Origin of the sequence: Thalassotalea euphylliae (assembly GCF_003390335.1) — a bacterium.
GTDB lineage: Bacteria > Pseudomonadota > Gammaproteobacteria > Enterobacterales > Alteromonadaceae > Thalassotalea_F > Thalassotalea_F euphylliae_B.
The window spans coordinates 4,600,702-4,614,122 of record NZ_QUOU01000001.1; the positions used below are offsets into that span (position 1 = coordinate 4,600,702).

At 47.5% G+C, this 13,421-nt stretch carries 10 protein-coding genes and 1 riboswitch; of the genes, 6 read left to right on the top strand and 4 right to left on the bottom strand.

What is annotated here, in order from left to right:
• Positions 1 to 8: 8 nt before the first annotated feature.
• Both DXX93_RS19960 and DXX93_RS19965 read right to left on the bottom strand, forming a co-directional pair.
• Positions 9 to 344 (bottom strand): DUF3630 family protein, encoded by a 336-nt coding sequence (locus DXX93_RS19960; protein WP_116009646.1) that lies wholly within the window; start codon positions 342 to 344, stop codon positions 9 to 11.
• Positions 332 to 1,804, bottom strand: a complete 1,473-nt coding sequence (locus DXX93_RS19965; protein WP_116009647.1) for a protein adenylyltransferase SelO — start codon at positions 1,802 to 1,804, stop codon at positions 332 to 334. The genes DXX93_RS19960 and DXX93_RS19965 overlap by 13 nt, the downstream gene beginning before the upstream one ends.
• Before the next feature lie 122 nt (positions 1,805 to 1,926).
• Here DXX93_RS19965 and DXX93_RS19970 point away from each other — a divergent pair, with 122 nt between their 5' ends.
• Positions 1,927 to 2,226 carry a c-type cytochrome gene (locus DXX93_RS19970; RefSeq protein ID WP_116009648.1) on the top strand — a complete coding sequence of 100 codons (300 nt, stop codon included), beginning with the start codon at positions 1,927 to 1,929 and terminating at the stop codon, positions 2,224 to 2,226.
• A 74-nt stretch (positions 2,227 to 2,300) separates the two neighbouring features.
• Here the strand turns inward: DXX93_RS19970 and DXX93_RS19975 are convergent, their stop codons facing one another.
• Entirely contained in the window at positions 2,301 to 3,998 is a 1,698-nt protein-coding gene (locus DXX93_RS19975) for a M1 family metallopeptidase (RefSeq protein ID WP_220347587.1), read from the bottom strand.
• 177 nt (positions 3,999 to 4,175) lie between these two features.
• Positions 4,176 to 4,274, top strand: a riboswitch (TPP riboswitch).
• Positions 4,275 to 4,385: 111 nt separating this feature from the next.
• Here DXX93_RS19975 and thiC point away from each other — a divergent pair.
• From thiC to thiE, 5 genes are read left to right on the top strand one after another with little or no spacing between them, the layout of a single operon-like run.
• Positions 4,386 to 6,365 carry a phosphomethylpyrimidine synthase ThiC gene (gene thiC, locus DXX93_RS19980; protein ID WP_116009649.1) on the top strand — a complete coding sequence of 660 codons (1,980 nt, stop codon included), beginning with the start codon at positions 4,386 to 4,388 and terminating at the stop codon, positions 6,363 to 6,365.
• Positions 6,366 to 6,370: 5 nt separating this feature from the next.
• Positions 6,371 to 7,546 carry an FAD-dependent oxidoreductase gene (locus tag DXX93_RS19985; RefSeq protein ID WP_116009650.1) on the top strand — a complete coding sequence of 392 codons (1,176 nt, stop codon included), beginning with the start codon at positions 6,371 to 6,373 and terminating at the stop codon, positions 7,544 to 7,546.
• 20 nt (positions 7,547 to 7,566) lie between these two features.
• Positions 7,567 to 7,815 (top strand): sulfur carrier protein ThiS, encoded by a 249-nt coding sequence (gene thiS, locus DXX93_RS19990; RefSeq protein WP_116009651.1) that lies wholly within the window; start codon positions 7,567 to 7,569, stop codon positions 7,813 to 7,815.
• A gap of 2 nt (positions 7,816 to 7,817) precedes the next feature.
• A complete protein-coding gene (locus DXX93_RS19995; RefSeq protein ID WP_116009652.1) occupies positions 7,818 to 8,612 on the top strand; it encodes a thiazole synthase in 795 nt (264 codons plus the stop codon).
• 52 nt (positions 8,613 to 8,664) lie between these two features.
• Positions 8,665 to 10,326, top strand: a complete 1,662-nt coding sequence (gene thiE / locus DXX93_RS20000; RefSeq protein ID WP_116009653.1) for a thiamine phosphate synthase — start codon at positions 8,665 to 8,667, stop codon at positions 10,324 to 10,326.
• On the opposite strand, the gene DXX93_RS20005 is transcribed toward thiE, so the two are convergent.
• A complete protein-coding gene (locus DXX93_RS20005; RefSeq protein WP_181902277.1) occupies positions 10,323 to 13,403 on the bottom strand; it encodes a PqiB family protein in 3,081 nt (1,026 codons plus the stop codon). The two genes, thiE and DXX93_RS20005, sit on opposite strands and share 4 nt — an antisense overlap.
• Positions 13,404 to 13,421 lie beyond the last annotated feature (18 nt).

Genomic DNA, 13,421 nt, shown 5'->3' on the forward strand with positions numbered 1-13,421 from the left:
TCTCTAGTTTAAGTACCACCAGACAGTAAATGATGAAGTTCAGTCAAGATAAGTAACTCGCTGTCTGATTCTGCCGCTAGCCAACACGATTGGCTATACACCTCAAAATTTAAGACAAAATAGCCATTCTGCCCTGCGAGCTGGAGACTAAAGCGCACATTGTGGCGGTCGGCTCCGGGGATGTTTTCCAGCACGCGAGCATTATCCAACCTATCCAATACCCGCTGGGTTAATGGTGTAAAATCTTCTTCATCAAACTCACCGTCAAAGCGAATATCGAGATGATCATCGCGCTGCCATACGGCTGAAATAGCAAGCGATGATGATGGCGTTAACTGCTGCATGATATGTCCAAATGCTTCCCCCACTCTGGCGCTGGCTGAGCATATTGCTCAGCATCTGCTTGCTCTTCAAATGGGCTTTGTAAAATGTCTTGTAGGCGCTCAATTTCGCTGTAATCGCCTTGCTCTGCTTGCCTAATCGCCTGCTGCGCTAAGTAGTTACGCAAGATAAACTTGGCGTTATGCTGGTTTTGAATTTGCTGGCGGGCATTATCTGTCATGTCGTCGTCCGCCAGTCGTTGGCGATACTTTTTCAGCCACTCAACAACCACTTGTTTATCGCTAAAATGCGCCAACAAGTCTTGGCAATGCTGATTATCACTATCATCGATAAATACCTGATTCAGCTGTCGAAAGCTCACAGTGTAATCTGCTTTTTGCTTGGCCAGTAGTGTTAACCACTCCCCTAACAACACCTGATCTTCATCTTGCCATGTTACCAACCCAAGCTTTCGCTGCATTAACGAAATGTAGTGCTGCACGAATATTGGCTCATATTGGCTCAGCGCTGCGCGAATTTCTTCGGTCGATAACCAATCAGAAAACGTGATAGCCAGCGCATTCAAATTCCATAAACCAATGCTTGGCTGCTGGTCAAACGCGTAGCGACCGGTATGATCGGAATGATTGCAGATAAAACTAGGTTGATAGTCATCGAGAAAGCCAAACGGGCCATAGTCGATGGTCAGGCCGAGGATCGACATATTGTCAGTATTCATAACCCCATGCGCAAAGCCATGCACTTGCCATTTAGCAATTAACATCGCAGTTGCTTGCACAATCGCCGCCAGCATGGCTTTGTGTGGGTTTTCCTCGGTTAAACACTCAGGAAAGTATTCGGCTAAACAGAAATCCGCTAACTGGTTAAGTTCATCTTTTTTCCCTCGATGAAACCAATATTCGAAATGACCAAAACGCAGGTAACTCGGCGATGTTCGTGTCATGATCGCGCCCTTTTCTACGCGCTCGCGATAAACATCGTGCTCACTACCGATAATACATAGCGCCCGTGTGGTGGGAATATCAAGCGCTGCCATCGCCTCACTGGCAAGGAATTCGCGAATGCAAGAGCGCAGCACCGCCCTGCCATCGCCCATACGAGAAAACGGCGTTTCCCCTGCCCCTTTTAGCTGGACATCTAATCGCTGGCCAGACTGAGCAACTATTTCGCCAAGGCTAATGGCCCGCCCGTCACCTAATTGCGGCACGTATTGGCCAAATTGGTGACCGCTGTAGACTTGCGCATGAAAATAGCCACCTTTAGGTAATACCTTGCCAGCAAAAACATCAACAAAATTAGTTTGATGTAAATCATCTTTTGCAATGCCAAGCTCTGCTAGCATAGCGTCACTGGTCGCCACCAAATGTGAATTCACTAAAGGAGTCGGCGATACAGGTCGATAAATAAAAGGTAAATGCTTGATAAGTCGATTGTCGAAATTAAACGCAATTGGCTCGGACATCGTAATTACTTGAGTCATAGTAAGTGTTTACATAATACTAAAAAATCTAGGACAACTTAGGTCTTTTTCCATATAATCGACTAAGGCTCAGAAAAATCTAATCATTAAGAGAGACAGACATTATGAAAAAAATGACTCTTGCTATTGCAACTGCAGCAATGATGGTAGCTCCAGCATTCGCGGGCGACGTTGCAGCGGGTAAAGCAAAATCAGCAATGTGTGCAGCTTGTCACGGCGCAGAAGGTATTTCTGCTATTCCAATGTACCCTAACCTTGCTGGCCAAAAAGAAGCTTACATTGCAAAGCAATTAAAAGATTTCAAATCTGGCGCACGTAAAGATCCAGTAATGGCTCCTATGGCGATGGGCCTAACTGATGCAGATATGGCTAACCTAGCTGCATACTACGCTAGCCTTAAATAAGCATTTGCTTTGGGCTTAGCAGAAGCGCTCATTTGAGCGCTTTTTGTTTTTCTAAGACCTTATAAATCAAAACCTTACTCTATCAATAGCTGCGCAATATAGTAGTTTTTTTCCCACTGAATACCTGTCGCCCCCTGCGGTAATTCAAATGTTTGCCAATCTGTTGTCAGCGCAAACTTTTGCTGATCAGCTGCTACATCACCAGTAAACTTCGCCGGAATTGCCATGGTAAAACCAGCCACCACATGACGCCAACGGGCTTTAAATTCGCCGTCCATTAGTCGATATTCCAACACGGGAATACGGCTGTCGCGCAGGTACTGATCAAAAAACTTATTAAGCTCTAGTCCAGATTGCTCAGCGATATAGTTTTCAACTTGCTCGGTAGTAACGGTTTGATGGTAAAAAACTTTGTTTAAACCACGTAAGATCTCACGCCATTTGCTATCGTCATTAAGCAGTTGGCGCAGCGTATGCAGCATATTCGCACCTTTGGGGTAAATATCATACGAACCCACTTGATGTTGGTGATAAGTCCCTATCATTGGCTTATCATTGCGAATATTCTGGCGTTGTCCACGCAAGTACTCAGCCCCTGCCGCTTTGCCATAGTGATATTCAACAAACAAACCTTCAGCGTAAGTGGTAAAGCTCTCTTGTATCCATAAATCAGCGACATCCTTAGCCGTGATACTGTTGGCAAACCATTCGTGTGCGGTTTCGTGAACAATCAAAAAATCCCACTTTAAGCCCCAACCTGTCTCGCTGAGATCACGCCCTTTGTAGCCTTGCTGATAGTTATTGCCATAAGTGACTGAGCTTTGATGCTCCATGCCAAGATACGGGGCTTCAACCAGCTTGTAGCTGTCTTGATAAAACGGATATGGGCCAAACCAGTGCTCTAGCGCTTCAATGGTTCGCTTTGCATCACCAAAATGCACTCGCGCTTTTTCTTCGTTAGCACGCAGCACGTAATAGTCCATATCTAGCACACCATTTTCACCTTGATATTGCTCCGCAAAATTAACGTAATCAGCAATATTGATATTCACACCGTAGTTATTAATAGGATTGATAACGCGCCAGTGGAAAACTCGACTATCCCCTTGATCTTCAATGTTAATTAAGCGGCCATTAGAGACATTAAACAAAGGTCTTGGCACTTCAATCAACATATCAATACCGCGATCGGGTTCGTCGTAACCGTGATCTTTATTCGGCCACCAAATACTGGCACCAATCCCTTGGTTTGAGGAGGCAATAAAAGGCATGCCATCTTCATCTTCCGACCAAGTGATACCGCCATCCCAAGGGGCATTTTTCGCTTCATGAGGTTGACCCGAAAAGGTCAAAGTTAACTGATATTCCTGACCTATTTGCTGTGGCTCGTTTGGCGAAATAAAATAACTGTAACCTTCTTGACGAATCGCTAAGGATTGCCCTGCTTGCACAGCAGCTTCAAGCTTCATAGGTGCTTGTAGCTCAACTTGCAATTCTTTCGCACTATCAATCACTTGATAGGTTATGACGTTTTCGCCAGTAAAAGATCGGTCACCAATATCGACGGCCAGCGACAGCTGATAGTGTTTAACATCCCACCATGCACGTTCCGGTGTGATTGCGCCGCGCAAATGCTGTTGTCTTTGTTCACTAATGTCAGGCGTATTTGGCTTGGCTTTTTTGATTTCGCTCGGCTGCTGGGCATTAACTTGATGACTGGTCAGCACGAGTAAGGCACTCGCTGTCGTTGATAACCATTTGTTGGACATCATTTTTTTAACTCTTCGCTCTGAGAATATGAGCGATATTGTGCGTTGCTAACCAGTTGAAGGCAAGCTATGGGTAAAGTGAGTTTATTGCCGATGGGATAAATCTGGCGCTTGCACAAAGTTAAAATTCTTGTAAGACTAAAAAGCATCTGAGCAAGCTAGTTAAAGTTAAGTTGCTCAGCGAACTTGTCGGAGTGCCATAGGGCTGAGATCGCGAAAGCGGGATCCGTAGAACCTGATCAGCGTAATTGCTGCGAAGGGAACAAGCGCAACACAAACTCAATATCATGATTAGCAGTAGATAATTTTAGGCTACTGGCTGCTTGTGTTGTTCTCGTCATACCTAGTCAACTCCGCCGAATATAATTCATTATTATCTAGGTGAGAGCCATGAGTTCATTATCGCGCCGTGAGCGCCGTCAGCAGGCAGAAGCCTTTATCAACAATGTGTCGGGACAAAGCTACCCGAATTCCAGCAAAATTTATGTACCGGGTAAGCTACACGGTATTCAAGTAGCCATGCGTGAAATTGCCGTTGGCGACACCTTTGTCGGCGGCACCGAAGAAAAACCGATTTTTGAGCCTAACGAGCCAATTCGTGTGTACGACAGCTCTGGCGTTTACACCGATCCAAACATTAACGTTAATGTCCATGAGGGTTTACCTAAACTGCGCAGTGAATGGATCGCCAAGCGCGCAGATACTCAAGAACTTACGGGCGCGACATCTGGCTATAGCCAGCAGCGTTTAGCGGATGAAGGGCTTGATCATATTCGCTTTGAAAACCTGCCGAAAGTGCGCCGCGCCAAAGCCGGGAAAAACGTGACCCAGTTACACTACGCACGCCAAGGGATTATCACGCCGGAAATGGAATACATCGCCATTCGTGAGAATACCAAACGGGCAGAAATGAAAGACGAAATTCTCAGCCAACGTCACGACGGGCAGGGCTTTGGGGCCAAGTTTACCGAAGCTGGTCAAGCCAACATTCCTGAACAGATTACGCCAGAGTTTGTCCGCCAAGAAGTGGCCGCAGGGCGCGCCATAATTCCCGCCAATATCAATCACCCCGAATCTGAACCGATGATTATTGGCCGTAATTTCTTGATCAAGGTGAACGCCAATATCGGTAACTCAGCGGTTACCTCATCCATTGAAGAAGAAGTGGAAAAGCTGGTGTGGTCGACCAAGTGGGGCGCAGATACCGTCATGGACTTATCCACTGGCCGCTATATTCACGAAACGCGTGAGTGGATTGTGCGTAACTCGCCAGTGCCAATTGGCACTGTACCTATTTATCAAGCACTCGAAAAAGTAAACGGCATTGCTGAAGACTTAACGTGGGAAGTGTTTCGCGACACCTTAATTGAACAAGCAGAGCAGGGTGTAGACTACTTTACCATTCACGCCGGTGTGCTGTTGCGCTATGTGCCGATGACGGCAAAGCGCGTGACAGGTATTGTCTCGCGCGGTGGCTCCATTATGGCCAAATGGTGTTTAGCACACCACCAAGAAAACTTCCTGTACACGCACTTTGAAGATATTTGCGAAATTTGTAAGCAGTACGATGTTGCCTTTTCATTAGGTGACGGCCTGCGCCCCGGCTCGATTGCTGATGCCAACGACGAAGCGCAGTTCTCTGAGCTTCATACCTTAGGTGAGCTCACCAAAATCGCTTGGCAACACGATGTCCAAGTGATGATTGAAGGCCCGGGTCATGTGCCACTGCATATGATTAAAGCCAATATGGACGAGCAGCTGGCACATTGCCACGAAGCGCCATTCTATACGTTAGGGCCACTAACGACAGATATCGCGCCCGGTTATGACCACATCACATCAGGGATTGGTGCCGCTAATATTGGTTGGTACGGCTGTGCCATGCTGTGCTACGTAACGCCAAAAGAGCACTTGGGCTTACCCAACAAGGAAGATGTCAAAGAAGGCTTAATTACCTACAAAATTGCCGCGCATGCGGGCGATTTAGCAAAAGGGCATCCGTGTGCACAAATTCGCGATAATGCACTGTCAAAAGCGCGCTTCGAGTTTCGCTGGCACGACCAATTTAACCTAGGCTTAGATCCCGAACGCGCCCGCGAATATCATGACGAAACCCTGCCGCAAGAGTCAGGCAAAATAGCCCATTTTTGCTCAATGTGTGGCCCTAAATTCTGCTCAATGAAAATCACCCAAGATGTGCGCGACTATGCTGCAAAATTGGAGGCAGAGCAACGCATTGAAATCAAGCTCGCTGATGAAACCATTAGTGTTAGTCGCGATGCCATTGATGAAACGCTGGCTCAAGGTATGGCAGAGAAGTCAGCGGAATTTAAGGCGACTGGCGCTGAAATTTATCATCAAGCAAGGTAAACACAGTGGCCAATATCGCAATTGTTGGCGCCGGGCTGCTAGGTCGTTTAATGGCCTGGCAGCTAAGCCTAGCCTGTAACGAGCACAATAACGCACACCAGATCAGCCTGTACGATCAAGACGCCATTGACGGTCAGCAGAGCGCCGCTTACACCGCTGCGGGCTTGCTTACCCCTTATGGCGAGTCGTTGAGCTGTGAGCCAGAGCTTGTCGCCATGGGCGAGGCAGCACTAGCCATGTGGCCTGAATTACTCGGCGAACTTACCAGCCCAGTGGATTTTCAAGCGCATGGTTCAATTTGCGTTAGCCACCGCGCTGACCAAGGTGACTATGAGCGCTTTACACGCCATATCAGCCTGCAGTATCCGCAAGCTCAGCTTCAATTGCTGAGCAAAAGTGAACTCGCAAAGCAGGCACCCGCACTAGCGGAGCGCTTTGAAAACGGTGCATATTTGCAAGGGGAAGGCTGTATTGATAACCATCAGCTGCTTAATGCATTGGCGAGTGCGCTTAAAGCAAATGATACAGTCAACTGGCATGAGCAAACTCAAGTGCTGGCGGTATCTCCGTTCCAAGTGCGTACCGATTCAGGTACTAAGCAATTTGACTTGGTCATTGATTGTCGTGGTATTGGTGCAAGTGCCATTCATAGCCGAGCTAGTGCCAATGCCGATACCAATATCGAAGATCAGGGAGCACTGCCGATGTTAAGGCCAGTGCGCGGTGAGGTCATACGAGTATATGCGCCAGAAGTCGAATTATCGCTGCCAGTACGTTTAATGCACCCAAGGTACAAGCTCTACATCGCCCCGAAAGCCAATCATGAGTACGTGATTGGTGCGACGGAAATAGAGAGTGGCGCAACGGGTAAAGTCACAGTGCAATCGGCACTTGAACTGCTTTCTGCCTTGTATAGCCTACACCCAGGCTTTGCCGAGGCGCAGATTATTGAGCAGCTCAGCCACAGCCGCCCAGCATTTGCCGACAATCGACCACAAGCAAGAAGCCAATCAGGGCTGATCCAACTGAACGGCCTATATCGCCACGGTTATTTGCTCGCGCCAGTGATGTTAGCAACGGGCTTACACTTGGTGGCTCAGCAAATTAATACGGCTAAAAGTAGCAAGTCCTCTAAATCAGTGCCGCCAGCGTTTTTCGAGTCGCTATACGCTGACACCTGAAACAGTACCAGAGCAAAAAAATGACCCATACCTATATAGTTAATGGTGAAGCTTTCACCCTTGAACAAGCTGAATACCAAAAGACTGAATACCAAGAAACAAGCATCACAGTGAGCCAGCTGCTTGACCAATATTTTTCAGTGCACCCAAAGCCTAAGCTATTTGCAGTAGCTGTCGATCAAATCTTTGTTGCCAAGAGTGATTACAAAGCAACATCGCTCAGCAACGGCGCAAGTGTTGAGCTTTTTTCGCCGATCCAAGGAGGTTAAGCATGTCACTTTCCATCTATGGCACCGAGCTTGATAGCCGACTGCTGATTGGTACGGCACTTTACCCAAGCCCAGCCATTATGCAGCAAGCCGTAATTGCCAGCGGCGCACAAGTGATGACCTTGTCACTTAAACGCCAAGCACCAGCAGAGCAGGGTGGGCAAATGATGTGGCAGTATTTACAACAACTCGCCGATGAGCATCAAATTAAGCTATTGCCCAATACCGCAGGTTGCAAAAGCGCTAATGAAGCGATTACCTTAGCGCACATGTCACGTGAATTATTTCAAACCCACTGGCTAAAATTAGAAGTGATAGGTGACGACTACAATTTGCAACCCGATCCCATTGAGCTACTCAAGGCAACCAAAGCCTTAATTGACGATGGCTTTCAAATATTGCCGTATTGCACGGATGACTTAGTCTTATGCCAGCGCCTTTACGATTTAGGTTGTGAAGTGATCATGCCGTGGGCATCGCCAATAGGTACAGGGAAAGGTTTGATGAACCCCTACAATCTCGCCACGATTCGCAGTCGTTTACCCCAAGCAACCTTGATTGTTGATGCCGGTATTGGGAAGCCCTCAGATGCGGTGCAAGCGCTGGAGTTAGGATATGACGGCGTACTGCTCAATAGCGCGGTTGCGCTAGCAAGTGATCCTGTTGCTATGGCAAAAGCTTTTGCCTTTGCGATGGAGGCAGGGCAGTTGGCTCAGCAAGCTGGCATTATGCCCGAGCGACAGACCGCACAGCCAAGTACGCCAACACTCGATACCCCATTTTGGCATCAAACTTAATAAGCAGAGCATTGCAAGCTAAGCACTGACGAAAGAATAATAAGAGTTTCTTATGAGCACACCGCGTTCGCACCATTTGGCATTAGATAAAGTTGCCGACAAACCTCTCAATAAGCCAACGGATAAACGAAAGCCTCAGCCTATCGTTTGGACAATTTCCGGCAGCGACTGCTCTGGCGGTGCTGGTATTGCCGCCGATATCAAAACCATGCACAGCCTTAGCCAAGGAAAGGTCGAAGTTTGTACACTGATCACCGCCAATACCAGTCAAAACTCAGAGCGACTAGTAGCGGTAAATCCAGTCGCGACGGAAGTACTTGAACAGCAAGCCCAATTGCTCCTCAATGACAAGCCACCAAGCGCCATCAAGATCGGTTTATTGGCAAACGATCATCAAGTCAATTGGCTGATCGCGCTATTGGCAAGGCTCAAACAGCAAGATCCCACACTGATCACTGTCTACGATCCCGTTGCCAGTGCCAGTGTTGGCGGTAAGTTCAGCCAATTAGATCCAGCTGTGATCGAAAACTTATTGCCATACCTTGATGTCATCACGCCTAATTTACCAGAACTTCAAGCACTTACCTGTGTAGGAAAAACACCAGAGAAAACAACCGAGCAAGCGGCGTCGCTCTTGCTGAGCCAAGGGGTTCAAACCGTAATAGTAAAAGGTGGCCACAGTGGTGATGCGAATACTTGCACAGACATTGCCTACCTATCTGCGGAAACTAGCGACTCAGCAGGCGCACCGGAACAACAAGTATTAACGCTCAGCAGTCCAAGAGTAAACACTAGCTACAGTCACGGCTCTGGTTGCGCGTTTGCGTCAGCATTAACGGTACTGCTGGCACAAGGTTATTTATTGCGTGATGCCTTCACCTTAACTAAAGCATTTATCAATCAGGGGTTAAGCGAGAGTACTGGAACTACCGACTACTATGGCGCTTTTGCTGTTGGCGCTTTCCCCACGGATGATAACTATTTTCCTCACGTAGTTAACAACAGTGTAAATTTACCCAACTCTGGCTTTCCTTCGCTGAGTTTAGGTAATGGTTTAGATAATGATTTAGACAATGGTTTAGGCACTGATTCTGGCAAAGAAAAGCTAGGGCTTTATCCGGTAATTGATTCGCTCGCTTGGCTTGAGCAATTGCTGCCGCTTGAGCTGAATATTATCCAACTCAGGCTCAAAGGCTTACCGCTTGATGAGATTGACCGACAAATTGCCCAAGCAGTAAAGCTAACGAGCAATACAACGACCCGGCTATTTATCAATGATTACTGGCAGCTGGCGATAAAACACGGTGCTTACGGCGTGCACTTAGGGCAAGAAGATCTCGCCGATGCCAATCTCAATGCTATTGCTAATGCTGGGCTTAGACTGGGGATCAGCACCCACGGCTGTTATGAGCTTTTATTGGCGCGCCAACTAAAGTCTAGCTATTTAGCGATTGGGGCAATTTTCCCGACAGTGACCAAAGATATGACCGGACAAATTCAGGGCATCGACAATTTGCGCCATTTACTGGCGCTCAAGCAAGAGATTCCCATCGTAGCGATTGGCGGCATTAACCATGAGCGCGCGAAAATCGTTGCCAGCACAGGCGTTGATAGCATTGCTGTGGTAACGGCGATCACTCGCGCGGATGACTACCGTCAAGCAACGCAAGCGCTACAAGCCATTTGCCAACAGCGCTCTGATGCTTGTCGCTAACGATTTAGTTGAATTTTCGGCGACCACTCTTGCCATTGAGCCGCTGGATTTTGTTTTAAGGTAAAACTATGCCCCTGAGCAACTGGTGATAAGCCCGCTTGATCGTCTGGGGTGGCAAAGGCAATACCGCCAGCTAGTATGGTTTCAATCGACTCTGCATCCACTGAAACACCAGAAAACAATCCGGCATCCATGCTAAAGCCGCTGGTATTCCAAAACTGGCTGGCAGGCGAGACTAATTTGGCAAAGCGTTGTTCGATATTAATAAAAATATGCACTTGATCAGCGGTGGGGGCCAAATCTGCACCGATCACTTCGCCCACCTTCACTTGGCGATACAACACTGGGTTTCCAACGCGCACAGACCCCAAGCGTTTGGCCGTTAGTTGTAAATTTAAACCATAGGGTAGCTGTGTCACCGCTGGCGCATAATCTTCGGCTGTAAACTCGGTTTGAGCAGTAGCAATGCCATTGCCAGCAATGGCTAAGTTAGCAGGCAAGGTGTCAATAAAGCCGCCAGTAATAAAGGCTTCAACATTTTTAGACCCCACTAAACCAACCTCAGGTTCAGCAAACCAGAACTTAGTGCCGCTAACCGCAAATTTACGGCCCGAATGGTTTAAATAAGCGATGGCTGTAGCACCGTGATGATCGCTATCAAACACAATGCGCTCGACCACGCCAATATCTTGCCCTTGATATTTAATCGCTAAATTGGGCTTTAATCCCGCGACTTGGTTAAACGCAATACGAATAGCCACGCCCGCATTTTGCGCGTGGCGTAAATCATTAAATAAGCGATATTGGGCCGCTTCTTGTGTCGGCTGAGGGTTAATCACACCATCGGGGTTAAAAAAGCTCAAGCCACCGGTTAACACCGTCTCTGCCGATTCCGTTTTAACAACAAAATCAGTTAGGTTGCCCGTGATAGTAAAGCCTCCAGCATGATAAAAACGCGTGTAATCGTGCACTAAATGGCGATACTGCTCGTCAATGGTGATGTTAATCGCAACGTTTTCACCATCTTGCGCCAGCTCAATATTATCCACTTGCCCAACGACAATGCCGCGATAGCTAATTGGGCTACCCGGGCTCACTTCGCTGCCAGTCTCACTGACCACGGTAAGCTGTAAACCTTCCGCTGACGTGTGTTTTGCCGGCGCTTTGTCGAGGGCGACAAACTGACGGCGCTCTGCACTATTTTTAAGCGTACTGTTTTTGTCAGTACTGCCAAGGTCGACATTGAAATAGTTACCGCCAAACAGCGCCTCAGTATCGGTTAATCCCGAAAGCGTAAGTTTAGATTTGACCAACCAAAACTGCGTATCTTCCTTTAATAGCCAACGAAATTCGGGCAGAATCCCCACCGCTAAACGAGCACTATCATCTATGTAGCGAATACTGTGCACGGCACCGATCTGCTCACCGCGATACATGATGCGCGTGCCTTTTCGAACATCTTTAGCCGTTGCCATCGCCAGCTCAATCGCAACCCGTTGCTTGGCCATGTCGATGTGCTCATACAGCACAAAAGTGTCGCCGTTATTGGCTTGCTCTTGTGTCGCTGCTGTACTTTTTCCTGCGCTTTCTGCTACGCCTTTATCAAAAGCGATACCACCTGCCAGTATGGCTTGCATGGATTGACTTTGGATATCGAGCTGTTGAATGTTACCCGCAATTCTGACACCGCTGGCATTCCAAAACCGGCTGTCTTTACTCACGTAACTTTGGTATTGAGGTTGAATATGAATATGCACTTCAAACGCACTTGGGCCAGTATTTTCAATGGCTTGGATATTACCGACCACTTGTTGCTTATAAAAAATATGGGTGCCGACTTTCAGTGAATTGACATCATTAGTGGTGAGTATTAAATGCAAGCCCGGCTCTGAATAATGGTAAGCCGGTTTCTGGCTGTAAACGCGAAAGGTATCAGTAACATCGCCATCTAATGACGGGCGCATACCAATTTGCGCGCCAGTGATAATATTGTGCAAATTCGTGACGCCCCCTAAATCTAACTCAGGCGCCATTAAATAAAATTGTGTTGACGAGTTAAGATAAGGGGCAATGCGCGGGTTAACTTTAGCCAGCGCCGTGATCTCGCGCGTTAGCGGGTTAATATTGGTAAAGCTCTCTAAGCGACCTAGCGTAATTCCTTGATACACAATTGCAGCCCCCGCATCAAGCTCACTATTCCAGTCGAGTTTTAAGTTAATGGCATAACCCATTTCTGCGTCTTGAAAGTGCTGATGAAGCTTGTAGCGATCACCATTTTTGCTCGCGACACTGTCACCCTCAATGTCTGGCGTATCAAACGCAATGCCACCAGAGAGTATCGAGGCAAGCGAGTCGGTATCGACATGCAAGCCAGTCGTTAACGAGCCGGAAACCGTTAATCCACTGGCATTCCAAAAGCGCGAATGTTGTTTTACTAGGTGGGCAAACTCAGGTTTGATATAGAGATTAATATCAACTTCGTTGCGTTGATCGTCGTAGCGATAACTCGCCACATGCCCCACCATAATTTGTTTAAAGGTCACGGGGGAGTCTTTTACAATTGAGCCTAAGGTATCCGATGTCAGCACGATATGCAGCCCCGGTGCCGATTCGTCGACCTCAGGCTCTTCTTTTAAACCAACAAAATGACGCTGTGACTTACCACTGGCGTCAATATCAGGTCGAACATTAATGTAACTGCCGGAGAGCAAGGTATCTAACCCTTTAACACCACTTAACGATACATCGGCAGTAACGTACCAAAATAAGGTTTCATCGGTGAGCGTATCTTTCGCATCGCTGATCACTTCCGCTTCAACAATGACACTTTGTAAATCGCTAGACGTTTCGATATCGCGCACTACACCGACCGTTAAGCCTTTATAGCGGATCTCAGTTTTACCCGCGACAATGCCCGTTGCGTTGTCAAACTCGATAGTGATAAACACGCCGCGATCACCAACTGCTTTAACAACTAGCCAAGCGCCGAAAATCAGTGCCACAATTGGCACTAGCCAAATCGCTGAAATGCCAGTTTTGGCTGTAACAATCGGCTCTGGATGTGATTCTGTGCTCATCATAATTCTCTTTTAAAT